This window comes from Companilactobacillus jidongensis (assembly GCF_003946575.1).
GTDB lineage: Bacteria > Bacillota > Bacilli > Lactobacillales > Lactobacillaceae > Companilactobacillus > Companilactobacillus jidongensis.
On the sequence record NZ_RHOP01000002.1, the window covers coordinates 142,848 to 169,503 of the forward strand.

Sequence of the window (26,656 nt, forward strand, 5' to 3'; positions counted from 1 at the left end):
AAATTACAAGAAGATTATCATTTTATAAACTAATTATTTTTCAGTTCTTTGTTTTAGTTCCGTCGCCATCTTCTTATATTGTTCAATCGAAACCTGTTCACCACGTGCATTTTCAGCAATTTCACAGTCAGTGAAAACTTCCTTGATCAGTGCACGATTTTCATCTGTACGGCCAAGCCAATTTAAGAAATTATTCATAAGACTCTTTCTCTTCTGAGCAAAAGCTGAACGAATAACTTTATTAAAGAAAACAGGATCTTCAATATTTATCTCGGCTTTTGGTTTTCGTTCCAAAACAGCCACGGCTGAATCGACCTTCGGTCTAGGAATGAAAGAATTCTTACCAACGATACGAGCAATTTTTGCGTCCATTTGTGTTTGGACAGCAATTGTTAGTGAGCCATATTCACGGTGCCCCGGATTAGCAGTGATTCGCTCAGCAACTTCTTTTTGCATCATTAAGACTAGTGCTTGGAATGGATAATCACTATTGATCAAGTTGAGCATGATCGGTGTTGTGATGTAGTAAGGCAAGTTAGCAACAACTTTGATTGTCTTACCTTCCAAGTGATGCTCTTCAACGAATTCATCTAAGTCAACTTTTAGAATATCCTGATTGAAGACTTCGATATTATCGTAATAACTCAATGTATCTTCTAGAACTGGGATCAATGTTGAATCAATTTCGAATGCATAAACTTTCTCAGCCACTTGTGACAATTTTTCGGTCAAAGCACCGATACCAGGTCCAATTTCAATAGCAATTTCGTCTGACTTTAAGCCACTTGCATCGACAATGTCATCCAAGACTGTTTCGTTGGTTAAAAAATTTTGTCCCAAACTCTTCTTAGCACGCAACTTATATTTACGAAGAATATCATTGGTGCGGATCGGATCAGCAATACTTAATCTATTAATTGTCATGGGAACTTCCTTTATCAAATTTTTCAACTGCAGCGAGTAAGTCTTGTGGTGCAACTTGTAACATATTCAAGCGATTCAAGAATTGTTTAGCATTCGTATAACCAAGTTTTAACTCTTCACCAACGAATTCACGGCGCTTCTGAGATTGGATATCTCCAATCAAACCAAGGTCGATCATGTCATCAGTACTATAATCGTCAACTAAATCTGAGGTCGTATAAACAGCTGCCAACGCCTTTTTTATATCTTCATCTTTAGCATGTTCGATTCCTAGGCTGCCATCACTCTTCTTAGGTACAGCCTTGTCTCTTGGCAAAAATGCTTGTTTAGCATCTGGTACAACTTTGGAAATTATCGTCCGCAATCGATTACCGTTGAAGTCAGGATCAGTAAAGATGATGACACCACGCTTTTGTTGGGCCATTTTAATTCGTTGAATCGTTTCATCATTGATAGCTGAACCGATAGTTTCAATTGTATCGACATCACCCAAACAATCCTTTAAGCGATTAGTGTCGGACTTTCCTTCCACTACAATTATTTCTTTTATTTTCATTATTTAATGTTATAGACTCGATGTGCGTTTTCAAACGTATGCTTGGCAACTACTTCTGGGTCCATATCCTTATATTTGGCGATTGCATCTAACACGAAGCGAGTATATCCCGGCTCATTCTGGTGGCCACGATATGGAACTGGTGCTAGATAAGGTGCATCAGTCTCAACCAGTAATCGATCAAGCGGTGTGTTCTTAGCGGACTCATGAACTTCAGGCGCATTCTTGAATGAAACGACCCCGCTATATGAAATCATCAAGCCTAAGTCTAAGAATTTGTTCAACCAATCGAGCCCACCGTTGAAACTGTGCATGATAATACCTGACTTAGACATATCATGTTGCTTCAAAATTTCATACATATCAGCAAATGCATCACGACAATGAATTGAAACTGGCATGTCATATTGTTGGGCAACGTCTAATTGCTTCAGCAAAGTTGTCTTTTGAACTTCTGGTTCAGGATTCTCATCCCAATGATAATCCAAGCCAATTTCACCAATGGCGACAACTTCAGGCAACTTGATCTGATTGACTAGTTGTCCTTCATTGTATTCTTTGGCAAATTCAGGATGCCAGCCAATAACAGCATGAAGTGGTTTGTAATTTTGAGCTAAGCGAATAGCTTCAATATTGTACTCTTCATTCTGACCAATGATCGCCATCTCATCGACATCGTATTCAGCAGCACGATCAATATACTCTTGAGTTTTGCCAGCAAATGCTGGGTCATTCAAATGTGTGTGCGTATCAAAAATTTTCATTATCCAAGAATTGCTCCATTTTTGTGTGAATTATCAACAAGAACTAGCTTAACATCGTCGCCCATCTCAGTTGAAAGCAACATACCGTTACTCCATTCACCACGAATCTTTCTTGGTTTAAGGTTGATGCAGGCAACAACTTTTTTACCGATCAATTCTTTATAGTTAGGATAGAATTCGTACATGCTTGAGAGAATCTGACGTTCAATACCCGTCCCATCATCCAATGTGAATTGTAGTAACTTATCAGCATTAGCGGCACGTTTACAATCAAGGATCTCAGTTACGACCATCTTAACTTTTGCGAAATCATCAAAGCTGATTTCCTTAGGATATTCATCCTCTTCTTCTTTTTGAGCCTTAGCTTTGGCTTTAGCTGACTTACTCAACTTGCCGCCACCATTCTTAGCTTGTTCTTCTGCCATCTTACCCTTGATGTATTCAACTTCTTCATTGGCATCAAGTCTAGGGAAAATTGGTTCAGGATCACTAGTTACAGTCTTACCCACAACTGTGTCACCGAAGTCTAAGCTCTTGTCGTTATCATAGTCTAAGCCTAATTGAGCGAAGATCTTGATTGGTGATTGTGTCATAACTGGACTGATCAAGAGTGCAATCAATCGCAATGATTCTGCTAGATGACCAAGAACTGATTGTAGTTCAGCCTTCTTAGCATCATCTTTAGCCAGGACCCAAGGTTTTGTTTCGTCAATGTACTTATTAGCACGACTGATAAAGGCCCAGACACTAGCAAGTGCTTCTGGGAATTCAAACTTGTCCATATGCTCACGATAGTCTGTCAATGTGTCAGCATATGACTTCTCAAGATCCTTATCTAAGTCAGTTACAGCAGCAATTGAAACAACCTTACCATCATCATACTTATTGATCATTGAGATAGTTCTATTGAGCAAATTACCAAGATCATTAGCGAGGTCATAATTGATTTTATCAACATAATCTTCTGGCGTGAAGACACCGTCATTACCAAATGGCATTGCACGCATCAAATAGTAACGAAGTGAATCTAGTCCGTAACGGTTAACTAACATTTCAGGATAAACAACGTTACCCTTAGACTTCGACATCTTACCGTCTTTCATCAACAACCAGCCATGTCCGAAGACTTGCTTAGGTAAGTCAATATCAAGTGCCATAAGAATGATTGGCCAGTAGATAGTATGGAAACGAACGATTTCTTTACCAACGAATTGAACATTAGCAGGCCAGAACTTCTTAAATAGCGAATCATCTTCACCCATATAACCAAGTGCCGTGATATAGTTCAACAACGCATCGACCCACACGTAGACAACATGCTTAGGGTCACTAGGAATTGGAACACCCCACTTGAAGCTAGTTCTTGATACCGCTAAGTCTTCAAGGCCGGGTTTGATGAAGTTATTGATCATTTCGTTCTTACGAATTTCTGGTTCGATAAAGGTTGGATTATCTTCGTAATACTTCAATAGACGATCAGCGTACTTGCTCATCTTGAAGAAATATGAAGGTTCCTTAACTAGAGTAACTTCGTGACCTGATGGAGCTTTACCACCAGTAACATTACCGTCCTTGTCACGGAAAACTTCAGCCAATTGTGATTCTGTGAAGTATTCTTCGTCATCAACTGAATACCAGCCAGTGTATTCACCTAAGTAAATATCGCCTTGAGCAATCAATTTTTCAACAATTTTTTGAACAGCTTTAACGTGATAATCATCAGTTGTACGAATGAACTTGTCATTAGAAATCTCAAGTGTCTTCCACAATTTCTTGATGTCAGCTGCCATCATATCAACATATTCTTGTGGTTCCATGTTCTTAGCTTCGGCTTTTTGTTCGATCTTCAAACCGTGTTCGTCAGTACCAGTTAGGAAGAACACATCGTAGCCTTCATTACGTTTGTAACGAGCCAATGTATCCGCCGCAATGGTCGTATATGAATTACCAATCGTCAATTTACCTGATGGGTAATAAATAGGAGTAGTTATGTAAAAAGTCTTATTATCTTTAGTCATTTATATTCTCAAGCCTCCGCAAATAAATAGTTATGCAATAGTTGTTATTAGTATATCATTTTAAATTTGAGAAAAAACATTAACTGCGTCATCAGAAATAGCCAAAACTTCGGAATCCAAGTCCAAGTTCTCCTTATTGATAACGACTAACTTGGCGTTAGGTTTCGCATATCTCAGCAATCCCGCAAAAGGATAAACCTTGAAGCTAGTCCCGACAACAACCAATAAGTCGGCACGTTCGACGTCTTCGACCGCATGCTCAACATTATCTGGATTGATATTTTCACCATAGAGAACAGTCGTACCAGGACGAATGATTCCATTATCCTCGTGATGACGATAATCCTTAAGATAGTACTTGTAATCAAATTCTTTACCACAAGTTAAGCAGTGAATATTGTCGTACAAGTTACCGTGGAATTCCACGACGTTCTTGGCACCAGCCTTAGTATGGAGCTTATCGACATTCTGTGTGACAATGGCACCTTTTTGATTACTGATCTCAGCCATTTTCTTATGAATGATATTTGGTTCCGCATCCGGAAAGTACATATTGTGAACTGTGAAGTCGTGAAAAACATCAGGATGTTCAATCAGATTATCATGACTCAACATATATTCAGGTGGAAAATCATACTTTTCACGCTTATATAAACCATTCTTCGAGCGATAATCAGGAATCCCTGATGGTGTCGAAACACCAGCACCAGTCAAAAATGTCACAAACTTAGCCTTCTGAAGCAGATCTTTGAATTCTGAAATTTTGTCCGTCATAAAATCCTCCTTATATTTTTCAAAAACTATCTAGTAATGTACTTTACTCCGCTTTGCGCAAATGCTTTTTCTACTGTTTGTTGATAGTAAGCCTTATAAAATTCTGGCGTTACTTTTTTGGGATCAATATTCAATGTCGCTACACTCTGGCCGTCATTAACGCCAAGTAAGATAAAGGCATCTTTTTTAGTAGCACGATTAGTATAAGGCGAATGTTTGATCTGGAACAATTGATTCAATGTCAATCTCAATTGTCTGCTTGATACGACTGGTGTTACATTCAAGAATTCATGATAATGCATCCCTTCGTAGCCGTTAGAAATAATCAAGTCATTATAGCCTTCCAGAACGTGGATCAAAGTACGTCTGAATTGGAAAGGAACTGTCATATCATTTTTTTCTAATTGTTCAACGAAGTCCGCAGCAACCTTATAGGAAACAGGAAATTCCATCTTCCATTCAGCATCTTTAGCATGTTCGCCGAAGACGATTCCATCAAAGATAATTAAGGAACGATAGAATCTCATATTAGCAAGATCTAACGTAACATGTGGATTCAAAGCATGGTCGATCCCTTTGATGTATTCTTGCTTGATTTCGTCAGTATAACTGCCGTCTTCAATTTGCTTCTTAACAATCTCTGAATGCTCCAGAGTTTCAAATAATGAATTAGCAGTTGAAAGAATACGACCATCATTATCTTCCTTACCTGATGTAACAGCACAAGAAATAATTGGTTCACCAGAATTTTCTAGTTCAATATGATAGAGTTCATGTAATAAAACAAAATCTTTATATTTTTCATTAGTAATAATTACTTCGATTTGGCCATTGTTATTCTTATGACTAGCTTGATCCAATGTTAGATACTCGTGGTCGGAATAATCACTATAAACAACTACGGGTCTTCCAACTAATTGTTCAATTTTTCGAATCTGATTTACAATAACATCAGATAGATTTTTTATATCTATTTGTTCCATTATATTACCTCGTTATAAATAAATTTTTAAGGAGATGGGTTTATATGGAAATAAATGTACATTTGGATAACGGATTGTTACCAGATAAATACGGTAAATTTGCATCCGCTAACGATATTAAAAATGGGAAACCGCTTATTAGTTTCCCAATTAAATTATCAAATATTCCCGCAAGTACAAAATCACTTGCCTTCACATTCACTGATCCAGATTCTATTCCAGTCTGTGGATTTGAATGGATCCATTGGACAGCCGCTAATATCTCGCCTGATCAATTGGAACTTCCTGAGAACTTCAGCCGTATGGCTAAAGATCCAGTAGTTCAAGGCAAGAATAGTTCTGCCAGTCCTTTATTAGGCGACACTGATGATGATTTAAAAATCGGCTACAATGGACCTTACCCACCTGACGCAACACATGATTACGCACTAAAAGTATACGCCTTGAGTGACGTTCTTGATATTAAAGAGGGCTTTTGGATGAATGAACTTCTCCACAAGATGGAGGGAGAAGTTCTTGATTCAGCTCAAATAACCCTACCTAGTCGTGCTAATTAATCTTTTTCCTGTAGATTCATCTTATGAAAATAATCAAAGACATAACCTTCTCTAACACCGAAATTCGAAAAGCGAATTTCTTTAGAGGGGGTTTTTTTGATGATCTCAGAAATAATCAACATTCCACCAAGGATAACTTCATATCTGCCATCACTCAATTCTTTGATCTGACTACGTTCATCATTAGAAGCATGCACTAGTCGATTGAATAGCTGATCGATCTGATCAATCGTTACGATAGAATTATGAAGGGTCTTCTTACGCTTACCCTCACGATTCAAAATACTAGTGACAGCGCGTAAAGAACCGCCTAAACCTACAAAGGCTGCACTAGCATTCATCCATTGTAAAGTATCCAAATGTTCACCAATTTCTCGTTTGGCCGCATTCAATTCTTGAGACTTAATTGGGTCACTCTTTAAGTAGAGGTCAGATATGGATATCGCTCCGATCGGAATACTCAATCCATGCTTCAGTCGGCCTTTTTTTGCCAAACTGATTTCACTACTACCACCACCAACATCGACGATCAGTGCATCTTTGACCCGCATTGTATTGCGGACAGCTACGTAATCATAGTAGGCTTCTTCTTGCTCATCAATAATATGCAGTTGCAGCCCTGTTTCTTTCAAGACTGCAAAAATTAATTGTTCTTGATTTTTTGCCATTCGCACAGCTGCCGTGGCAATTAAACTAATTCTATCTACTTCATATCTTTGGATCCTATTTTGAAACTTCTTAAGAACATCAATTGTTTCTTCAATTTGTTCATTCGTTAATAATCGACTATGTGCAATCGATTTGCCTAACCGGACAGGCTCACGCCATCGATCCAAGGTTTTAAAACGATTCCGCTTTGAAGATCTATACACTGATGTTCTGATGGAGTTAGATCCTATTTCTATCACTGCTAACTTCACATTGCATCACATCCCATTGTGATAATTATATAAAAAAAAAGACCCACATAGTAGGTCTATCTTCACAAAGTTATAAAAACAATAAAATTTACTTACTTCTTCTACTCATTCTTGTGCCAGTGCTGCCATAATTTTGGTTATTTTGTGGATTATTATAATTTTGAGCTTGTTGTTGATTTGCTTGATTGTTATAGCCATATTGCTGATTATTCGGCTGATATTGATTTTGTTGACGAGAATTATTTTGTATATTTGATGAATTATTTATCGCATATCCGTTTTTTGATGGATGATGCAAAAACACAAATACTACTCCTATAATCAACACAACAATTGCAGGAAATGCCATGATTGCTGAGGCTAAAAATAACGCATTTCCGATAATTCCCAAAATTGGACCTACTAATGAAATACCAACTTTTTTGCTTTGAATCAATGCAACTATGTTCAAGACTATCCCGATACCAGCCATTACATAGAAGAAGGCTCCCGTACCTCCGGTCACATGCGTCCCCGTGAACCCATCACTCACTGCTGCTCCAAAAATCATTGGCCAGGATATTGCGAACAAAACACAATTTATAATTTCAACGATCCCAGTAGCTAAATTAATTTTCAAATTTTTCATAGTCATCCCCCTTAATATTTAATTCCCTTAATTTAATATTATTCTGAATAAGGCAGGGCTTCAATATATTTCGTTATTTATGCCCAATTAAATTTCAAAATAAAAAATGATCCCGATTTTTCAATCAGAATCATTTTGTTTAGATCATTGGTTTTTCCCATACTCCACGAGTATCGATACTAGTTTCATAGGCCAATTTTTCCATTAATAGACATTCTTCTTCGGTCAAAGATACTTTACTTGCTGCTAAGGCATCTTCAACATGAGAAGGTTTTGTTACGCCCAATATAGGTACAGTCCCCTTAGAAATCGCCCAAGCCGTCGCCACTTGTGCAACTGATAGGCCCTTGTCTTTTCCAATCTCACGCATCGCTTTAATCAGTTTTTCCAGTTTAGGAAGCAGTGGATTGTATTCCTTAGCTCTGCGACTACCTTCTGGCAAAGGATGATTCGTATCATACTTACCTGACAAAGCTCCCTGCTCGAGCACCATGTATGAGAAGAAAACAATATTATTTTGTTTACAATAATCAATTATACCGGCTTGCTCTGAAGCACGATAAAGCAAACTGTAATGATTTTGAACAGCCGAAATCTTCAACCCAGCATCTGCCAAAATGCTAGCGGCCAATTTCAAATCATTCAAATCGTGATTTGATAATCCAATATGCTTGATTTTTCCTGACTTAACTAACGGAATCAATTGTGGTGTCCACTTCTTCACGTCAGCTGAATTGTGAATCCAATAAATATCCGTGTAATCGGTGTGCAGTCGCTTCAAGCTACCATCTAGCATTGTTTCCATGGGATGTTCTACATCTTGAGCAATTCTGGGCGTGAACTTAGTCGACAAAATGACATCCTTACGGTCGATATTTTGCAAGTAATCACCCAAAATTGTTTCTGAATCCCCCATCGCATAAACCGCAGCGGTATCCCATAAATTCAAGCCACATTTCATTCCGGCATCAAAAACTGATTTCAAATCATCCTTATTAAGGTGATTACCAAATATCTGATCACCACCATTATTGCCAGAACCCCAAGACCACGTTCCTAACGCAACTGGTGGAATACTTAATTCATTATCAAGTTTTACCATGTTATTTGTCCTCCTCAACTAATACATCTATGGAGTCAATTATAGTATTAATTATGAAAGCAAGTTGGAATTAAGCTGTTTTTGATCGTTATAAAATTGTTGATAAGCGAGATAACAAGAAATGAACGAGCCAATACTTGTTGAAGCTAACAACATAAAAGTAACCATAATTTGATACTTAATAGCTTTGACCGGATCAACCCCAGCAATAATCAAACCTGACATCATCCCTGGCAATGCGACCAAGCCAAGTGTCTTGATAGAATCAATCGTTGGCTGCATTCCACTCTTGATGCTTTCACGAATAATATCTTCGGATGCTAATTTGATATCAGCACCTAATGCAAGTTTTTCAAGAATCTGTTGGTGACGATCGGTGAATGACTGCTTCATATTGCGATAACAGAGACCGATAGCAACCATGATGTTACTAGCAATCATTCCGGTAAATGGCACAATCTGTTCAGGAATAAATTGAATCGAACCAGTCCATACTAATGTACCTAACGTAACGACTGTTCCAACTGATATTGCCAGAAGTGAGAATTGAAATGCCTTGGGAATACCATTTCCACGTTTGCCAGCATTCCATGAAGCATTAATAACAATAATCACAAAAAATGCCATTGTCAGCCAAACGTCATTAGCCTTGATAACAAATTTTAAAACGTAACCAACGATCGTCAATTGGATAATCGCACGGACAACGCCGATGATAATATCTTTATCGATCTGAAGCTTCTGCCAATAGCCGATAACCAAAGCAATAATTACTAGAATAAATCCTAATGCTAATGTTGAATTTGAAACTGTTAAATTAGCCATCTAGATTACCTCGCCATTCTTGACCGTAACTTTGTCAATTGCTTGCTCGATCTCTGAATCATCATGTGTAACACGTAGAATTGTCAAACCATCATCTTGATTGAACTTGTTCAGAATATTATGCACGATTTCTTTGTTATCGGCGTCTAATCCAGCGGTAACTTCATCTGTAATCAGAACTTCCGGTGGAAAAATCAAATTTCGTAACAAAGCAATCCGTTGCTTTTCACCACCAGAAACATCATTGACACTCTTGTCAATATAGCTCTCATCTATATTAACGTAGTTCAAAAATTTGATGACTTGATCGCGATCAAAATCTTTTCCACGAACGGTGTAAGGAAATTCTAGATTATCTTTGACCGTCTTACCAAATAATGTCGGCTGCTGAAAAGCATAGGAAACTCGACGACGATAATCGGTTGGCTCGTATGAGCTTATTTTTTTACCCTTAAATAAGGCTTCACCCGATGTGGCGCTGATCATCGATGCCAAAATCCGCATTAAAGTACTTTTACCACTACCGGATGGGCCAATAAATGTAATGTACTTTCCTTGCTCGATATTTAAATTAATATTTTTCAGAATTTTCTTATCTCCTACCTGATAAGAAAGGTCAGTTAGTTCAAAAATGTTATTCAACTGCTTCACCCCATAATTATTTTTGAAACCCTCTGCGTTACTTATACTACTTATAAGATTATCTTTCATTTTGTGCCAAATTGCCAATAACTTAATCGCCATCACAAATAAAATCATAACTCACTAATTGCTGTTGTATTAATCATTTAATACTAATCAAACGAATGATTAATAATATTAAACAATTATTCTTACAAAAATTGAACCGTATACGCCATTATATTTATATATAATGGCAGTGAACGTAATTAGGAAGATACCACAACTTCCTAAACACACGTAGAAGCATTCTAAAAAATATGAGCGAGGGGCTAATATTATGATGAGGAGAAAAGAATACTTCAGAAAATCTTTTTTAATCTTTTTCTGTTTTTTAAGTTTAATTTTATCTTTTGGCTTGGTTAAGACGGCTCATGCATCGGTAATTGATGGAATTGATGACGGAATTACTAATTGGATACCAGCTAGTCAAAACCAAGTTGGACTAAAGGATCTTGGCCATGGACTACATTTGGGTTACACCTTTGGACTTGCAAGTGATTTGAATCTAAATGTAACTAATGGTAGCGACGGCACCATTACTAAAGATTCCACTGCTGTTGGTGGTAATAATCTTTATTATTCAAAATTTAATGTATTCCTTAAAACACCAGCAGGAACTTATGTTCCAACTACTATGCAAGGCGGACTAACCGGTACAAGTCTAACCGTTGCTGCTGACCAAGTTTCACTCTCATCCCCAGACTTCTTAATTGCACCAACTAATGATTCTACTGGTGACGGTGCACTTGGCCTAAAGACGCAAGAATACGCATTACTTTCAAATGCAAAAGTAGGTAATGTTACAAACTCATTTACAAACAAAAAATTCTACATTGGATCTGATGCCAACAACAATCCTGCGTACAAAATAGTCGGAGATTTTAATCGTACCGATACAGGTGGTAAAAATATATGGGGCACCTATAAAAATCTTAAGGCGGAATTATTAATAAGGATATCGCCTGGTAATGCTCCTGTCGTACAAAGAGAACTATACATAAGGAATAATGACACTACAACTCAATCGTTCGGTGTATTGTTTGGTGAGGATACCTCCTTCGGTACTGCTAAGGGATATGAAAATGATTCTGTTCCCATATACGATTTAGGTAATAAAAGTGGATTATATATCGAGAATCAAAGGGTTCATACGACTGACCCCAGCTATAAATTAATGATTACTAACAAATTAAAAGACGGACCAACTAGTTACGTTGGGCAAAAAATGGCAAGTCCACAAAATTGGCTCACCGGTTTTTCAGGAAGTAAGTTCTCAGGTACTGGTGATGAATCCAAAGGTTATTCGTATGGTTCAATGATAACAGGTGGTAACGTTGATTCAGCCTATACTCAAAAATGGGATTACACTACTTTAGCACCGGGGAAAATTGCCCATTATGCAACCGCAATTGGTGCTACTGAGTCACCCTATGCACTGCCAGTTCCAAATAAATCATTTACCAACGAAACAAGTACTGATGGCAAAAATCATGTTGGCGATACATTGAAGTTTTCACTGAATATTATTAATTACGGTTTTCAAAGTAGTTGGGGCTACAAACAATTAGTTGATAAGATACCTGATGGTCTTCAAATAAAACCAGGATCAATTAAAATGACTAGTGCTAATGGAACAACCTCATCTATTCCAGATGATGATTATGATTCTTCAACTAAGACACTAACAATTCCGATGGCAAATGAATCCATTACTGATGGTAAGGAAAACACCGTCACATTTGAAACAATTATTGCTTCATCTGCAAGTTCTCAAACACTGACTAACACCGGTGAGTTTACTGGTACTGATAACGCTACAGGTTCAAATTCAGATACCTACAAGGCATCTGTAGATATTCCCATTGAAAAATCCGCATTCACGTATAACTTTACTCATTATTTAAAAAATGAAACTACCGGCGAAACAACTTATGGTACATCAACGAAAGCTAAGGCCGGAGACATCATTGATTATGAGACTACCTTTACTGTTCCTTCGGATAGTACAGATTATTATCAAAGCGGTACTTTAACCAATCCTATTCCCGACGGTCTTGAAAAAGTAACCGCAACGATGACAGGTTCTGACAATAATACTTACAATATAAATCCAAATATTCCACAGGGTATTTCGTATATTAAACGGGGCAATTCAATAAAAATGAATGTTCGTGCAAAAGTAACAAAAGCCACTGCTGGAATTATCAGTAGCACAGCTCTCATAACTGGTACAACAAGTTCAGGTGCATCAACCGGTGATATAGTTTCAAATGAAGCTGACGTCAACATATCTGACGTAGTCGGTTTCACCGAAACCCCAAGTCTAATCAACTTCGGTTCATTAAACTTCACTGGACAGGAAGAATCCTTAACCAATGTTGCCACAACTGGACAGTTAATTGTCAATCACCCAACTGACAACAACTACACTGTTTCAGTTGCTTATGATAATGACAACGCTACTACCCAGATGAGAAACAGTGATGGTGATACATTATCACCTACTTCTGATGGATTGATATTCATCAAGTCACGCACTAGTTCTCCTGACGACAAAGGTACATGGATGCCGATCACACCTAGTGGTACGCCAATTCAGACCAGTACCTTCAATGGTACACAGAACCTAACGAACTACATCGGTGTGGGTGATTGGAAATTGAATATCAATTCCAACACCAAGCCTGGTGCTTACAATGGTACATTGACGTGGTCAATGGCAGATTCCATTTAATACACAAATCAAAATACGTTCAAATTTCATCTAATGATTATGATAAATTTGAACGTATTTTTTGTTTTTATCATTTAATATCAAATAATTATATTCTAAAAATATTCTTTAAAAGCTTTTTTATAACTACTGAAATAGCTGTGAAATTAATATACCATGTTGTTGACGAATCCAAAAAATACGTTAACTAACCTGGAGGATATTATTTTGAAAGGCAAAGTGCGACTCAAAATATTATTTTTGATATTATTTATTTTTTCATTTTTATTTGTCTTATTTATCTCAACCGAAACTACAACCATTGCGGACACATCCCCAACAACAAAAATAACTTGGAATCCTGGTGTCGTCTTTGACGATGGTATTAAAAAATGGTCCTATCAAAGTAATAATCAAGTTGGTAACTTAAAAATAAGTAACAATCTTCAACTTGGTTATGCCTTCGGGTTAGCCGCAAATACGTCTAAGAAGGTCACCACCGGTGGAGATGATCAAATCGCAACAGATTCATTTTTCAGTGGACAAAATACTTATTATTCTAAGATAAATACTTTTTTAAATGACAATGGAAACTACATAAGTGCACTATTTCAATCCGGAATTACCTCCTCGTCAACTGCAAGTCAATATGTTTCAGCTTCCTCACCTGATTTTATGTTAGTACCAAGCAAAACATCTAGTAACATTAGTGCCCCTAAATATTCTATTTTAAGCAACTTCTTATCTGGAAAAAAATACTACGTGGAATCAGATGCTAGCAAAAAGAACTTAGCATACAAAGTTGCTGGTGATTTCATAAGAAATGATAGCTCTGGCAATTACAACTTGCAGATGGAAATAGTCCTCCGACCATCACCAAGTAATGCCGCCATCGTCCAACGCGAATTGTATATCAAAAATAATACTCAAACCGAGCAAGACTTTGGAATACTGTACGCGGAGGATACACAGCTTGATGGAAATGACCGTATACCAATTTATTCGTTAGGAAATAACAGCGGTATTTTCATCCAAAATTACGCCTACAAATTATTATTTGATCGTAGCTTGCCAGATGGTCCGTCTAATTATGTCGTCTCATCGTATGACTCCAGTTCAATGGATTGGACCAAGGGATTTACTCCCGCAAACTTCTCTGGTAATGGTACTGAGTCTAAAAATCTGAATTATGGCGACAAGATTATCAGTGGTGCTATTGATACTTCCTACACGATGAAATGGCCATACACGACCTTGAAACCCGGTGCAACAGCGCATTACGTTTCATCAGTCGGTGTCTCTCAACCAAAATACGCTATACCAAAGGTCACAAAAACTTACACGAATAAAACTAGTACCGATGGCAAAAATCGTATCGGTGACAAATTGAATTTTGATTTAAAAATAGCAAACATTGGATACAACAGTAATTGGTCCTTTACCAAACTAGTTGATAAGATTCCTGACGGATTACAGATTGACCCTAATAGTCTAGTTCTCAAAAACCCTGATGGCACAACAACTCCTCTGCCTGCCGAAAACTATGATACAAGTTCCAAAACTTTGACGATCCCACCGGCCTTAACTGTTCCTGATGGTAAATCAGCGTCAATCTTATTTGATACGACGATACTATCAAATGCTGGTGGCACTACGGTTCACAATATTGGAACATTCTCCGGCATTGACACGGGCTCAGATGATACAGAAGAAAGAAATTATACCGCTACAGTTGATATTCCAGTCGAAAAACTTGCCTTTGATTATACCTTTACTAAACAAGTCAGAAATTTAACTAATGGCGAGGCGACTTACAGCGATAGTACCAACGCCAAACCAGGAGACATCGTTGAATTCAAAACTAAATTCATGGTCAACCCGGCCAGTGCTAACTCGCTCAATGAAAATAGTTATATCTACGAGGTACTACCCAGAGGCCTAATTGGAGAAATGGGAAGACCAGTAAAAACTGAATACACTAACTCAGCTCTAAATGGTCAAACATCGTTCAAAGACACGCAGAATATGTCGGCTTGGATTCAAAAAATCGATCCTGGAAACAGCGTAACAATGGTATTTCCTGCCATAGTTACACAACCGTCTTCAGGAACTCTGAGCAGTACCACAAAAATAACACCCGTAAATACAAGTGGCGGTTCGAGCCTCGGAACACTCTACACAAATGTAGCCGATGTAGTAGTTCAAGATATGAATACTAGTGGCTTCAGACAAACACCATCATTGATCGACTTCGGACAAATCAATTACGGTGCAGAGAGTCGTCTTCTGACTAATGTTTCAACTGTCGGCCAACTTCTAGTTGAGCATTCTGCCGCGACGAACTACAAAATATCCGTCGCCTACGATAATGATAACGAAGATACAAAACTCAAAAACGAAGCCGGCGATACCCTACCAAGTTCAAAAGATGGGCTATTGTTCATCAAACAGCGTGAATCAAATCCAACCGATGCTGGTACTTGGAAACCTATTACGCCAAGTGGAACTCCGATCCAATCTGCCTTTTTCAATTCACCATCGCCTAACTTAACTGATTATGTTGGTGTCGGAGACTGGCAACTAGCAATCGATTCACAGGCCAAACCAGGAAAATATACTGGAACATTAACTTGGACGATAGAAGACGCGATGAGTTAATTAGAAGCATTATCAGAAAAAAGCTGATAATACTTTTTTGTTTTTCAATCGCTTGATATAAAAGGATTTACAAAATTTTAAATTAGAAAATAATTAATTTATTTTAATTTTAGCATTGACATATCTAATAAAAGAGTTTAAATTAGCAACCAATCAATAACAAACAAAAAAGACGTTCATCAGAAATTTGCTTATCTCAGGTATCTCAGAAAGTTGTCGGTCGATGCGAGGCAACACATTACCTGAATAATCATTATCACCTGACAGTCGTGCTTCAAATCGGACTCTCCGTATTAGAAGTCACTGGTTGCACCCATTATCGTGCCGACAAATTATTTATAGTTTGTTTGAGGTACAAGTGAGTAATCACATGTGCGAATAAAGGTGGTAACACGTCCTAGACGTCCTTTGATGACTTAGTTCATCTTAGGGCGTCTTTTTGTTTATTGTTAATTAATTTCAAATCAAAAGAGGTGAGTCTCTATGGAAGCAAATATTAGTGAATCCCAGATTAAGGGTCAGATTAAGATTTTACATATAACACAAATAAATGGAGGCTCCACCTATGACACAAAATACAACTGAGACTTTAACAAATACACGACTAACAGAAAAAGAAGCTGAATTAACACAAGCACTCTACAATTCATGGAAAACTCAAAATCCGCTCAATGAAGACGAGTGGTCATATTATGCCACTGACGACGAGACCGCTTATCGCGTCCAAGACGAATTAACTAGATTGAAGAATGAATCAGTTGGTGGCTACAAGGTCTCGCTTACTAGTCAACAAACTCAAGACATGTTCAGCTCAAATGAACCACTGTATGGTGCTCAACTTACCAGTCACTTCCTGCATGCACCAACTTCAGTTAACTTGAGTGATCTAATGGAACCACTAGTAGAAGTCGAACTTTGCTTCCGAGCTAAGGAAGAACTGAATGCCAATGACACATTGGAAGATTTATTAAATAAAACCACCGTGGCTCCGGCTCTGGAAGTGCCTGATTCAAGATTCAAAGATTGGTTCCCGAGCCTATCGAAGTACTTGGTCATGTCAGATGCAGCAGTTGGCGGCTTAGTTGTTTATGGGGACGAGTTCGATACCAAGTTATTTCAGACGGTCGACGCGCTTGAGAATGTCAACTGTACTTTACTTCACGACGGGAAGGAACTGAAGTCCGGTAAATCGACTGAGGTGCTTGGTAATCCACTCAAATCACTCAAATGGTTAGTCGATAAATTAGCAACTCAACATAAAACTTTACGGAAGAATCAACAAGTATCGTCAGGCACCTTCGTCTTACCACCAACACTTACAAAGGGTGTCTGGCAAGCAAGATTCGATAACGGTCTTGGTAATGTTGATCTCGATGTTAAATAACTCCACAAAAAAAGAGCCGATAGACTCGACTCCCAATTTTAAAATTATTATTTACAATCGTTAAATGCACTAATGGCGTTGTTAGCAACGTTAACATCAGTATCAACAACTTTATCGCCAATTTTAGCAGGTGCTGGAATACTTGTATCTGTATCGATCTTTGGGCTTACCGTGGCTGCTGAAACAGTTGTTACTAGTCCTGTTGCCAAGGCCGTCAACAAGGCGCCACCGTATAAAAACAATTTCATGTTATTTTTCATAATAGTTATCTCCTAGGAGTTTCCTATTAATTAACAGATCCCTCAATGAATTCTTTCCTTATTTCCATCTTCATGGCCAGTTATACTCGCTAATAATAGTTAAGTCGACAAAAAAAGCCGGATCTCTCCGACTTGTCTACTTAGCTATTATTTAGTTACTTCTTCAACGACTTTTGCCATTGCTTGTGCTTTAAATTCTTTTTGAGCTTGTTGCATAACTTGCTTTTGTTGCGCAGAACTCATTGAAGGATTGACTGTCATTGCCTTTGTAACTGCTGCTTTGATGTATGCTTCACCTTCGGTCTTCATTTGAGCTTGGACTTTTTTACTCTTCAATTCTTTACTCAACTTAGCAGCTTGAGTGGTTGACAAGACTAACCAATCATTCCCAACGTGGAATGTATTCGATTGTTTGATGAACTCTTTGTTATTACCTGAGATACTGAATAGGAATGAATAAAAACCATTCTTATATTCCCAACGAGTCGTCTTCTTAGTCAAAGTATTTGAGCTCGAACCCTTCTTAACTTTGTTAGTAACGTTAAGATCTGCTTTAGTATGGTTAGGATTCTTAGCTTTTTCCGTTTCAGGGGTGCGATAGACATAAACATTTTCATCACCGCTTGTTCCCAATTCCTTATAAAGTAGGACATTAGAACCCTTTTGTACGGTTTGAATTTGAATTGTCTTTTCACTAGTTACCTTTTCCATACCGAAGTGACTATATTCATTTGATACTAATAGAACAATACTTCCGATAAACATAATAATAAAAATCGCTGTTAAACTATAACCGACTTTTTTATTTTGAATAAAGACGGCAAAGTAATATGCCAAAATGGCACAAATAATAATTGATGCTATAACCATTATTTGTCACCTTCCATTTCAACGTTCATTTTTTCAGGATCTATTTCTTTTGACTTAGTGTTATTTTTTACCATAAACGTAGTACCAAGAGCAATAACACAGAATAGAATAGCAACACCGAAGGCTGCATGATAACCATTCAAGGTTGCATTGAAGAACTTATCTTGATACTTAAGTGGTGATTGAGCAAGGATGCTCTTACCAGGTTTCAAATTATTTGTAACGTTAGTCAAGACACTGACCAAGATGGCTGTACCCATTGAACTGAAGACCTGACGAACAGTGTTATTAACAGCAGTACCATGACTTATCAAGTCAAATGGCAAAGCATTCATACCATCAGTTGTAACAGGCATCAAGACCATTGAGATACCAAACATACGAACCATGTATAAGACAACAATATCTAGAACAGGTGTTGATTTAGTTAAGAATAAGAATGGAATTGTACCGGCAGTCAACAAGAACATACCCATACGAGCTAAATCCTTAGGTCCGAATCTATCGAATGCACGACCTGTGATAGGACTCATAACACCAATTAAGATGGCACCAGGTAATAGTGTTAATCCAGAATGGAAGGCACTCATACCCTTAACAATTTGAAGATACAATGGCAAGATCATTTCAACACCGACCATGGCCATATTTGTTACAGATGATAAGGTAGCTGAAACAGCGAACTTCTTCACCTTGAAAACACGTAATTCCAAGAAAGGTGTCTCCATCTTGAGTTGACGATAACCGAATAGAACAACGATAATTGCTCCACCGATGATAGTACTCAAGACGATCGGTGAACCCCAACCGTCATCACCAACTGATGAGAATCCGTATAGCACTGAACCAAATCCAACCGTCGAAAGAATAAGCGAAAGAACATCAAGTTTGGTTCTCTTAGTTTGAATAACAGGTCTCATATAAATAAGAGCCAAAATAAGTACGATGACAACGATAGGAATAATCATTCCAAAAAGATCGCGCCATGTAAAGTTATCTATGATCCAACCAGACAATGTAGGTCCGATAGCTGGAGCAAGTCCGATAACTAAGCCAGCTAGTCCCATGGCAGTACCACGTTGATTAGCTGGGAATATCGAAAGCATAATAACTTGCATAAGTGGCATTGTAATACCAACACCAACAGCTTGAATCAAACGTCCTGCTAGGATAGTTTGAAAGTTTGGAGCTGTAAAACACATAATCGTTCCGACTAAGAACGTTGACATAGCTATAATATATAAAATCTTATTACTAAAATTATTACTTAACCATGCTGTAACAGGGATCATGATACCGTTGACCATCAAAAATCCGGTAGTCAACCATTGTACAGCAGAAGTTGTAACATTGAATTCCTTCATTAAAGTTGGAAATGCAGTAGTTAAAATTGTACCGTTCAAGACAGTACAGAATGTTCCGACAAGCAATACCATAACTAATAAGTTACGGTTGAATGGTTTGCCGTTGACATCCAAATGTTCATTACTATTTGCCATAATAGTAAATTCCTTCTTTCATTTTTTGTATCTATCTATTTATTACTATCGGGGATTTTCACTTTATCAAGATTGGCATAAACCTTCGCCATAATGACACCCAATTGCTTCAATTCATCTTCTGTAAGACCTGAATATATGATCTCATTTGAATCCTTGAATGACTCTCTTAGTTTGTTGCCAAACTCTTTTCCCGCTTCAGTAATTTGAACAATTTTTCTACGACGGTTGTTTACATCAACTTCACGAGTTACAAAACCTTGTTTTTCGAGTTTCTTTAATGATCGAGCAATTATCGCCCCATCGAACAAAGTAACCTCGCCAATCTTCTCTTGGTTGTAACCGGGATGTTTCGTAACAATCATCATTATTATGCAATCAGCTAAATTCAAGTCTTTTCCCTTAAGAAAAGCTGATATGATCCGCTTACGCTGCATCATAAATCTAACTGCAAAACCTATCAAATCGTAATCGTCCATTGTTCTCCTCATAAAATTAAAATTTTATTTCTAAATAGCAACAAAAAATATGCTATACCCAACTGTTGATAAAATCAAGAGTTAAGCACAGCATATTTTTATGAAACTGTTTCCATGTAAAAAACACGGAGATGATCTACTTCAAATCATCAAAATAATTAACACCGATAGCAGCTCTAACTTCAGCCAATGTTTGATTAGCAACTTCATTAGCACGGTCACTACCATCTTTTAGAATTTGATAAACACCAGGAATATCTTTTTCATATTCTGCACGACGCGCACGAATTGGTTCCAATACTCCTTGCAAAACATCGTTCAAATAACGTTTAACTTTGACATCGCCCAAACCGCCAGCTTGATATTGTTCCTTCAATTCAGCAACCTTAGCTTGATCATCGGCGAATGCATCAAGATATGTGAAGACAGTATTGCCTTCAATTTTACCTGGATCTTCAACGTGAACATGGTCAGGATCAGTGTACATTGACATAATCTTCTTAGTTACAACGTCAGCTGGATCTGACAAATAGATACAGTTACCGATCGACTTACTCATCTTGGCATTGCCGTCTGTACCAGGTAGACGTCCCTGACCCTTAGGAGGGAATACTCCTTCAGGTTCAACTAACGTATCCGTATTGTAAATACTATTAAATGAACGAACAATTTCGCGTGTTTGTTCCAACATTGGTTCTTGATCATCACCGACAGGAACTGTATCAGCTTTAAAAGCTGTAATGTCAGCGGCCTGACTGACAGGATATGTTAAGAATCCTGCCGGAATACTTTGACCAAAATCTTTTTGTTTTATTTCTGCCTTAACAGTTGGGTTTCTTTCCAAACGAGATACATTGACAATATCCAAATAGTACATTGTCAATTCATTCAAAGCTGAAATCTGTGATTGAACCAAAATATTAGTCTTAGCTGGATCAATTCCAACTGACAGGTAATCCAAAGCGACTTGGATCAAACTGTTACGGACTTTTTCTGGATTTCTGGCATTATCAGTAAAAGCTTGCATGTCCGCAATCATGATAAACATGTTATACTTGCCTTCGTTTTGTAATTTCACACGGTTCTTCAATGAACCTAAGTAGTGTCCAATGTGAAGCTTACCTGTTGGACGATCACCTGTTAAAATTGTATTAGTTTTCATATTATTTCCTCCATTATTATCATCAAAGCAATAAAAAAGCATCCCATTATAAAATATATAATAGGACGCTTGCACGTGGTGCCACCTGTTTTGTAGAAATTTATCTACCACTCATTAGCTGTATGGTGGCCAACCGTATCCATTTTCCAATTCAAGAGCGACGACTTTTTCAGACTAGAAGTCATTCTCTGATTCAACTTACTTGAATTAGTACTCAAAAATGCTTATGCTTTAATGTACTCAATTGCTATAAGCATAATTAAAAATAACCAAATTGTCAACGAGAGGTAACTTATGACCATTAACGAAACTAAGGAACAAGAACAAATTCGAGTTAATGAAATTGCACAAAAAATTGACGATAAAATCAATCGTGCCACAGAAAATCTCGAAAAAGCACATACTGAAACTCATAATATTTACCAAAATTATGGTGAAAATACCAAAGTTAATACTTTTGAAGTCGATGACCAAATGGAAACTAACGCTTCCGTTCAACAACAGAAACAATTAGTTGCCTTAGCCGTTGAAAATGAAAATATTCTTGAATCAAATAAGCTTAAATTAGAGAACCTACAAGGATCACCGTATTTTGGACGAATCGACATCGTCGAAGATGGTGAAAAAGATACCCTCTATATCGGAACTTCAACATTACAAGATGATGATGGCGAGTTCTTGATTTACGATTGGCGTGCGCCAATTTCTGGAATTTACTACAATGGTGTTCTCGGAAAAGTTAGCTATCCTACACCCAATGGGAAGGCCGAAGTTGACCTTCAGAAAAAACGCCAGTTTCAAATTATCAATAACAAAATCAGAACTATGTTTGATACGAATGAAACCGTCGGGGATGAAATTCTTCAATCTGTACTAAGCGAATATAGCGACGAATATATGAAAAATATTGTGGCAACGATTCAACGTGAACAGAACACTATCATCCGTGATACACATTCTGACGTCCTATTAGTTCAAGGAGTAGCTGGTAGTGGCAAAACTTCTGCTATTTTGCAGCGTGTAGCTTACCTGCTATATCACAGTCGCTCAACTCTCGATGCTGATAAAATTGTATTATTCTCACCAAATAGGCTTTTCAGTAATTATATTTCTGAAGTTCTGCCTAGCTTAGGTGAAAGAAACATGCGTCAGGTAACCTTTAATGAATTCGTATCATTACGTTTGACCGGTATCCAAGTTGAGACTCTATTCGAACGTTACGAAAAAGACGAGCGTAATCTTCCACAAACAACTGTTGATATTCGTTTGTTCAAAGAAAGTGCTGAGTTCCTAGAAACACTGGAACAGACTGAAAAAGAAAACAAAGAACACACCTTGTATTTTGAAGACATTATTTTTGAGGGTAAGCCATTCTTTACCAAAGAAGAAATATCCGAAATTTATGACCGCCAAAATACAGCTTTTAGTATTCCTGATAGATTTCTCAAGACTAAAAACACTCTGATCAAGCGTCTTAAAAGACGTATTCACAATGATCGTGATGAAGATTGGGTTCAAGCTGAAATCGACAATCTCGACGATGAAGATTTCCAACAAATCATCACTGATAACAACATTGAAGAATCGACTAATCAGCGTTCAATTATCGCTGAAGAATTCTTGAAGGAACGCTATGCTCCAATCTACAATGCTCTGATCAATAATTATTTCTTTGATCCATACAAGGAATATGTCTTCCTATTATCAAATATGAAACAAAACTTGGTCTCTGACAGTGTTTGGCAAACTATGATTGAAGCGATCGATCATGCTGTTGAAGCTCACAAACTAGGGTTGAGCGATTCTGTAGCAATTCTTTATTTACGTGATTTCATTACCGAAAGTGGCATCAACCACAATATTCAACATATCTTCATTGATGAGATTCAAGACTACACTATGGCGCAATTGAAGTACATCTCTCACTCTTTCCCTAACGCTAAGATGACACTTCTAGGTGATCGTGCTCAAGATGTACTAACTAGTTCATACCGCAACAAAGACGTTATCACGGCTATCTGTGAGTTGTATCAAGGTAAGAAGGTCACAACGATCACTCTAAACCAAAGTTATCGTTCGACTGCTGAGATAACTGACTTTGCTAAGTCACTATTGCCCAACGCTGATGAGGTAAAGTCTTTCTCTAGAAAAGGTGAAGTCCCTACTATTAAAGTCTTTGATGACGATAATGAATACTATCAAGGATTGAAACAGACCGCTCGTGAATTAACTGAAAAATATGAAACAGTTGCTATTCTAACTAGAAATCAGGCTCAAGCTGAACAGGTCTATGCTCACTTCAGTGATGAATCGATAATCACGCTAGTCGATGCTGGTTTCCGTTCAATTCCGAAGGGGATTATTGTTATGCCGATTTATCTTGCTAAAGGGTTAGAATTTGATGCCGTTATTGGACATGATGTTTCAGCTCAGAATTACCCTGATTCAAGGAGCCGTGATACACTCTACACCATTTGTACTCGTGCAATGCACAGCTTGACAATCTGTATCGATAAAACAGCTTCACCACTTCTGGAGAACGTCAAACTGGCAAATTATGACACTTCTTCTGCAATCAAGTAAGTCTCGTATAACAGAATACTAGCTAATGACGTACAAGTGGCTAGTCCAAAAATCAACTGTAATTTACTTCGACGAGTATAACCGAGATACGTTAAAATAACGCCCATCACAAAAATAACCATCAATGGCATCAGAACATCATCTACAAAAAGTGAATCGAGCATCAATAAAAATAACAAAATCATCATAGCTCGTGATCGGGAAATATTAACTATTAGGATTGTTTCAAAAATTTGGAATAGGAACATTACAATTGATATGTTAGACAATTCGAACATTGACTCCACCCTCTTATCAAAATGATAATCGAGCAATGTAAATGTTCAGTAAATTTAGTGTAAATTTTATGTAAAAAATTGAATAAAATATATTACAAAGCAAAAAGGCTGCTGGTGAAATGAATATTTCATCAACAGCCTTTTTTAATTTATATCAATATTGTTCCAACAATTGCACTAACAATAGCAACTAATACTGCCATCTTCTCATCTTGCGTATATAGATACGTCAATGCGTAACACCATCCTAGCGCCATCATCATAAAGAACTGTAGCAATGATCCAGGCAAGCTGAGTGCACCAGCAATAATACCACTGCAGACAATTCCAATAACTGCATTAGAAGGAGTACTCTTTCTAAAGAAATAATTGAAGAAAAATCCTGTTTGAACCAACTGTTGTTGAACAGTAATAATAAATACATTTGCAATCATATTAAAAATAAAAACTTTTTGATCTGAACTAACAACATCATCATTTTTGAATTGAGGCAGCTTACCAGTAACTTGTAAATAACTGACCATAATTCTCAGTGCACATACAAGAATAATCATCAATGATACTAGTCCAATGTTTGAAACTAAAGAACTCATGAATCCGCTGGGATTGTCAGAGAATGAACGTCTCTCACGTAAGTATCGTCTTGCCATTAAGAATAAGAACACGATTCCGACTGCAAAAAAGACGACAGCCAGAATAACATTCAAGCCCTTAGCAGTAGCGGCAATATTCTTTAAACTCAATGTGATTATAGAAAATATAATCCAAATTATATATCTTACTAAATCTGTTCCCGGAGATTCTCCTACTCGCATAATTAATATCTTCCAATCAATAATTTTACTTTGCTATTATATCATATACGAATACTTCAATTTTGTGAGGTTTTCATCTATTATTAGTTAGGTATACGGAGGGAATTTAAAAATGAACAACCACAAACGAATTTTTTATCTAGACTTTATTCGTGTTATCGCAATTTTTCTAGTTATCTTCATCCATGTTTCTGCCATTGATACAACGCTTCACATCGGCAGTACTCAGTGGCAGATCACCAAGATCATTAATTATTTTGCACACATCAGTGTACCGCTCTTCTTCATGATCTCCGGTTCACTATTGTTAAATAGTAAAAAAACTAAATCTATTAGTTACACTTGGAAGCAAAGAATTCCTAGAGTCGTGATTCCATTTGTACTCTGGTCAATTATTTCACCAATTGTTGTTGGTATCTATGCGCACTCATTATCAGTACACAACGTTGCTGCATCAGTCAAAATGATGCTCTATCAACCAACATCACCAACACTCTGGTTCATGTATCCATTGATCGGTATCTATATTCTTTCGCCAATTATCCGTACGTTCGTTGAAAATGCCAATCGAGAAATGCTCTGGTATGTAACGTTGATTTGGCTAGTAACCAACTCACTATTACCATCACTTGCCAATGTGATGCCTAAGAATTGGGTCAACGCACTAACGATTTATCCAGTTGCTCAATTCTACTTAGTTGGTGGTTTTACCGGTTACTTCATTCTGGGGTACTTGTTGACAAAAATCAATATCCACGAATTGAGTAACATTTGGTTATGGATCATAGCCTTAATTGCCGGTTTTGCAGGAAATTATGTTTCAGAAGTATTCCCCAAGATATTCGACGCTTTCAACGGTTACTATGTAACTTCAATTTTCATCCCTATCATGTCAGTTGCCGCATTCATTCTGCTACAAAAATGGGGCGAACGAATCAATTCAAATGGGGTCATTAAGACCTTCGAGTTCTTATCCCCATTAGTATTTGGAATTTACTTGATTCATAATTTGTTAATTCTTTATATGGAACCATGGTTCATGTCATTCTTGCCATTTGGTGGACTAGCTGCTACCTTTATCAGATACATTGCTGTCGTAACTGTTTCAACATTAATTATTTGGATCATTAGTTTGATTCCTGGACTTAATTATTTATTAACAGGAAGTCGTAAAAAATAGAGTTCGCAAATGCGAGCTCCATTTTTGTATATAGTTACAT

Annotated in this window: 24 protein-coding genes; 6 read left to right on the top strand and 18 right to left on the bottom strand. The window is 37.3% G+C overall.

From position 1 onward, the window contains the following. Positions 1-33: 33 nt before the first annotated feature. Genes rsmA through EKM68_RS02035 form a run of 6 tightly spaced genes read right to left on the bottom strand, consistent with a single transcriptional unit; the run spans position 34 to position 6,019 of the window. A complete protein-coding gene (rsmA, locus tag EKM68_RS02010) occupies positions 34-924 on the bottom strand; it encodes a 16S rRNA (adenine(1518)-N(6)/adenine(1519)-N(6))-dimethyltransferase RsmA (RefSeq protein WP_125587987.1) in 891 nt (296 codons plus the stop codon). After that, entirely contained in the window at positions 914-1,480 is a 567-nt protein-coding gene (rnmV, locus tag EKM68_RS02015; RefSeq protein ID WP_125587988.1) for a ribonuclease M5, read from the bottom strand. Before rnmV ends, rsmA begins: the two co-directional genes overlap by 11 nt. Next, positions 1,480-2,244 (bottom strand): TatD family hydrolase, encoded by a 765-nt coding sequence (locus EKM68_RS02020; RefSeq protein WP_125587989.1) that lies wholly within the window; start codon positions 2,242-2,244, stop codon positions 1,480-1,482. The genes rnmV and EKM68_RS02020 overlap by 1 nt, the downstream gene beginning before the upstream one ends. Then, the gene (gene metG, locus EKM68_RS02025) at positions 2,244-4,262 is read right to left on the bottom strand and encodes a methionine--tRNA ligase (RefSeq protein ID WP_125587990.1); all 2,019 of its coding nucleotides are present in this window, start codon (positions 4,260-4,262) and stop codon (positions 2,244-2,246) included. The genes EKM68_RS02020 and metG overlap by 1 nt, the downstream gene beginning before the upstream one ends. A 60-nt stretch (positions 4,263-4,322) precedes the next feature. Next, positions 4,323-5,024, bottom strand: coding sequence for an NAD-dependent protein deacylase (locus EKM68_RS02030; RefSeq protein WP_404810783.1), 702 nt, complete (start codon positions 5,022-5,024; stop codon positions 4,323-4,325). A gap of 38 nt (positions 5,025-5,062) precedes the next feature. Beyond that, a complete protein-coding gene (locus tag EKM68_RS02035; RefSeq protein ID WP_125587992.1) occupies positions 5,063-6,019 on the bottom strand; it encodes a hypothetical protein in 957 nt (318 codons plus the stop codon). A gap of 44 nt (positions 6,020-6,063) precedes the next feature. Between EKM68_RS02035 and EKM68_RS02040 the strand changes: the two genes are divergently transcribed. Next, positions 6,064-6,576, top strand: a complete 513-nt coding sequence (locus EKM68_RS02040; protein ID WP_125587993.1) for a YbhB/YbcL family Raf kinase inhibitor-like protein — start codon at positions 6,064-6,066, stop codon at positions 6,574-6,576. Here EKM68_RS02040 and EKM68_RS02045 read toward each other — a convergent pair. The 5 genes from EKM68_RS02045 to EKM68_RS02065 all read right to left on the bottom strand — a co-directional run bounded on the left by EKM68_RS02045 (position 6,573) and on the right by EKM68_RS02065 (position 10,702). After that, the gene (locus tag EKM68_RS02045) at positions 6,573-7,496 is read right to left on the bottom strand and encodes a Ppx/GppA phosphatase family protein (protein ID WP_125587994.1); all 924 of its coding nucleotides are present in this window, start codon (positions 7,494-7,496) and stop codon (positions 6,573-6,575) included. The genes EKM68_RS02040 and EKM68_RS02045 overlap by 4 nt on opposite strands. Before the next feature lie 88 nt (positions 7,497-7,584). Beyond that, on the bottom strand, positions 7,585-8,124 hold the full coding sequence (locus tag EKM68_RS13795; RefSeq protein ID WP_318530713.1) for a transporter: 540 nt from the start codon (positions 8,122-8,124) through the stop codon (positions 7,585-7,587). Between the two features lie 139 nt (positions 8,125-8,263). After that, positions 8,264-9,226 (bottom strand): aldo/keto reductase, encoded by a 963-nt coding sequence (locus tag EKM68_RS02055; RefSeq protein ID WP_125587995.1) that lies wholly within the window; start codon positions 9,224-9,226, stop codon positions 8,264-8,266. Positions 9,227-9,277: 51 nt separating this feature from the next. Then, positions 9,278-10,051 (bottom strand): ABC transporter permease, encoded by a 774-nt coding sequence (locus EKM68_RS02060; protein ID WP_125587996.1) that lies wholly within the window; start codon positions 10,049-10,051, stop codon positions 9,278-9,280. Beyond that, on the bottom strand, positions 10,052-10,702 hold the full coding sequence (locus EKM68_RS02065; protein ID WP_318530714.1) for an ABC transporter ATP-binding protein: 651 nt from the start codon (positions 10,700-10,702) through the stop codon (positions 10,052-10,054). A gap of 310 nt (positions 10,703-11,012) precedes the next feature. On the opposite strand from EKM68_RS02065, the gene EKM68_RS02070 reads away from it, so the two are divergent. The 3 genes from EKM68_RS02070 (at position 11,013) to EKM68_RS02080 (ending at position 17,490) form a co-directional block, all read left to right on the top strand. After that, on the top strand, positions 11,013-13,469 hold the full coding sequence (locus EKM68_RS02070) for a hypothetical protein (protein ID WP_164509329.1): 2,457 nt from the start codon (positions 11,013-11,015) through the stop codon (positions 13,467-13,469). Positions 13,470-13,676: 207 nt separating this feature from the next. Then, positions 13,677-16,106 carry an ABC transporter permease gene (locus tag EKM68_RS02075; protein ID WP_125587998.1) on the top strand — a complete coding sequence of 810 codons (2,430 nt, stop codon included), beginning with the start codon at positions 13,677-13,679 and terminating at the stop codon, positions 16,104-16,106. Positions 16,107-16,671: 565 nt separating this feature from the next. Beyond that, positions 16,672-17,490, top strand: coding sequence for a 2-keto-4-pentenoate hydratase (locus EKM68_RS02080; RefSeq protein ID WP_125587999.1), 819 nt, complete (start codon positions 16,672-16,674; stop codon positions 17,488-17,490). Between the two features lie 47 nt (positions 17,491-17,537). Here EKM68_RS02080 and EKM68_RS02085 read toward each other — a convergent pair whose 3' ends face one another. The 5 genes from EKM68_RS02085 to trpS form a co-directional block, all read right to left on the bottom strand. Further along, the gene (locus EKM68_RS02085) at positions 17,538-17,750 is read right to left on the bottom strand and encodes a hypothetical protein (RefSeq protein WP_125588000.1); all 213 of its coding nucleotides are present in this window, start codon (positions 17,748-17,750) and stop codon (positions 17,538-17,540) included. Positions 17,751-17,897: 147 nt separating this feature from the next. Next, positions 17,898-18,620 (bottom strand): DUF4811 domain-containing protein, encoded by a 723-nt coding sequence (locus tag EKM68_RS02090; protein ID WP_125588001.1) that lies wholly within the window; start codon positions 18,618-18,620, stop codon positions 17,898-17,900. Then, positions 18,620-20,119, bottom strand: a complete 1,500-nt coding sequence (locus EKM68_RS02095) for an MDR family MFS transporter (protein WP_125588002.1) — start codon at positions 20,117-20,119, stop codon at positions 18,620-18,622. The genes EKM68_RS02090 and EKM68_RS02095 overlap by 1 nt, the downstream gene beginning before the upstream one ends. 35 nt (positions 20,120-20,154) lie before the next feature. Further along, complete coding sequence (locus EKM68_RS02100) at positions 20,155-20,598, bottom strand: MarR family winged helix-turn-helix transcriptional regulator (RefSeq protein WP_164509330.1); 444 nt, start codon at positions 20,596-20,598, stop codon at positions 20,155-20,157. A 136-nt stretch (positions 20,599-20,734) separates the two neighbouring features. Beyond that, positions 20,735-21,760, bottom strand: coding sequence for a tryptophan--tRNA ligase (trpS, locus tag EKM68_RS02105; protein WP_125588004.1), 1,026 nt, complete (start codon positions 21,758-21,760; stop codon positions 20,735-20,737). Positions 21,761-22,054: 294 nt separating this feature from the next. On the opposite strand from trpS, the gene helD reads away from it, so the two are divergent. Beyond that, a complete protein-coding gene (gene helD / locus EKM68_RS02110; protein ID WP_125588005.1) occupies positions 22,055-24,343 on the top strand; it encodes an RNA polymerase recycling motor HelD in 2,289 nt (762 codons plus the stop codon). Here helD and EKM68_RS02115 read toward each other — a convergent pair. Beyond that, positions 24,316-24,621, bottom strand: a complete 306-nt coding sequence (locus EKM68_RS02115; protein WP_125588006.1) for a hypothetical protein — start codon at positions 24,619-24,621, stop codon at positions 24,316-24,318. The two genes, helD and EKM68_RS02115, sit on opposite strands and share 28 nt — an antisense overlap. 149 nt (positions 24,622-24,770) lie before the next feature. After that, the gene (locus EKM68_RS02120; protein WP_125588007.1) at positions 24,771-25,436 is read right to left on the bottom strand and encodes a CPBP family glutamic-type intramembrane protease; all 666 of its coding nucleotides are present in this window, start codon (positions 25,434-25,436) and stop codon (positions 24,771-24,773) included. A 112-nt stretch (positions 25,437-25,548) separates the two neighbouring features. Between EKM68_RS02120 and EKM68_RS02125 the strand changes: the two genes are divergently transcribed. Further along, positions 25,549-26,616, top strand: coding sequence for an acyltransferase (locus EKM68_RS02125; protein ID WP_125588008.1), 1,068 nt, complete (start codon positions 25,549-25,551; stop codon positions 26,614-26,616). Positions 26,617-26,656: the final 40 nt, after the last annotated feature.

What these genes read in the sequence shown, in the direction of transcription:
- EKM68_RS02115 (WP_125588006.1), bottom strand. Translation starts at nt 24,621, where the DNA reads ATGTTCGAATTGTCTAACATATCAATTGTAATGTTCCTATTCCAAATT.
- rnmV (WP_125587988.1), bottom strand. Translation starts at nt 1,480, where the DNA reads ATGAAAATAAAAGAAATAATTGTAGTGGAAGGAAAGTCCGACACTAAT.
- EKM68_RS02060 (WP_125587996.1), bottom strand. Translation starts at nt 10,051, where the DNA reads ATGGCTAATTTAACAGTTTCAAATTCAACATTAGCATTAGGATTTATT.
- EKM68_RS02070 (WP_164509329.1), top strand. Translation starts at nt 11,013, where the DNA reads ATGATGAGGAGAAAAGAATACTTCAGAAAATCTTTTTTAATCTTTTTC.
- EKM68_RS02125 (WP_125588008.1), top strand. Translation starts at nt 25,549, where the DNA reads ATGAACAACCACAAACGAATTTTTTATCTAGACTTTATTCGTGTTATC.
- EKM68_RS02120 (WP_125588007.1), bottom strand. Translation starts at nt 25,436, where the DNA reads ATGCGAGTAGGAGAATCTCCGGGAACAGATTTAGTAAGATATATAATT.
- rsmA (WP_125587987.1), bottom strand. Translation starts at nt 924, where the DNA reads ATGACAATTAATAGATTAAGTATTGCTGATCCGATCCGCACCAATGAT.
- EKM68_RS02040 (WP_125587993.1), top strand. Translation starts at nt 6,064, where the DNA reads ATGGAAATAAATGTACATTTGGATAACGGATTGTTACCAGATAAATAC.
- EKM68_RS02085 (WP_125588000.1), bottom strand. Translation starts at nt 17,750, where the DNA reads ATGAAAAATAACATGAAATTGTTTTTATACGGTGGCGCCTTGTTGACG.
- EKM68_RS02090 (WP_125588001.1), bottom strand. Translation starts at nt 18,620, where the DNA reads ATGGTTATAGCATCAATTATTATTTGTGCCATTTTGGCATATTACTTT.
- EKM68_RS02055 (WP_125587995.1), bottom strand. Translation starts at nt 9,226, where the DNA reads ATGGTAAAACTTGATAATGAATTAAGTATTCCACCAGTTGCGTTAGGA.
- EKM68_RS02095 (WP_125588002.1), bottom strand. Translation starts at nt 20,119, where the DNA reads ATGGCAAATAGTAATGAACATTTGGATGTCAACGGCAAACCATTCAAC.
- EKM68_RS02080 (WP_125587999.1), top strand. Translation starts at nt 16,672, where the DNA reads ATGACACAAAATACAACTGAGACTTTAACAAATACACGACTAACAGAA.
- metG (WP_125587990.1), bottom strand. Translation starts at nt 4,262, where the DNA reads ATGACTAAAGATAATAAGACTTTTTACATAACTACTCCTATTTATTAC.
- trpS (WP_125588004.1), bottom strand. Translation starts at nt 21,760, where the DNA reads ATGAAAACTAATACAATTTTAACAGGTGATCGTCCAACAGGTAAGCTT.
- EKM68_RS02020 (WP_125587989.1), bottom strand. Translation starts at nt 2,244, where the DNA reads ATGAAAATTTTTGATACGCACACACATTTGAATGACCCAGCATTTGCT.
- helD (WP_125588005.1), top strand. Translation starts at nt 22,055, where the DNA reads ATGACCATTAACGAAACTAAGGAACAAGAACAAATTCGAGTTAATGAA.
- EKM68_RS02100 (WP_164509330.1), bottom strand. Translation starts at nt 20,598, where the DNA reads ATGGACGATTACGATTTGATAGGTTTTGCAGTTAGATTTATGATGCAG.
- EKM68_RS02035 (WP_125587992.1), bottom strand. Translation starts at nt 6,019, where the DNA reads ATGGAACAAATAGATATAAAAAATCTATCTGATGTTATTGTAAATCAG.
- EKM68_RS13795 (WP_318530713.1), bottom strand. Translation starts at nt 8,124, where the DNA reads ATGAAAAATTTGAAAATTAATTTAGCTACTGGGATCGTTGAAATTATA.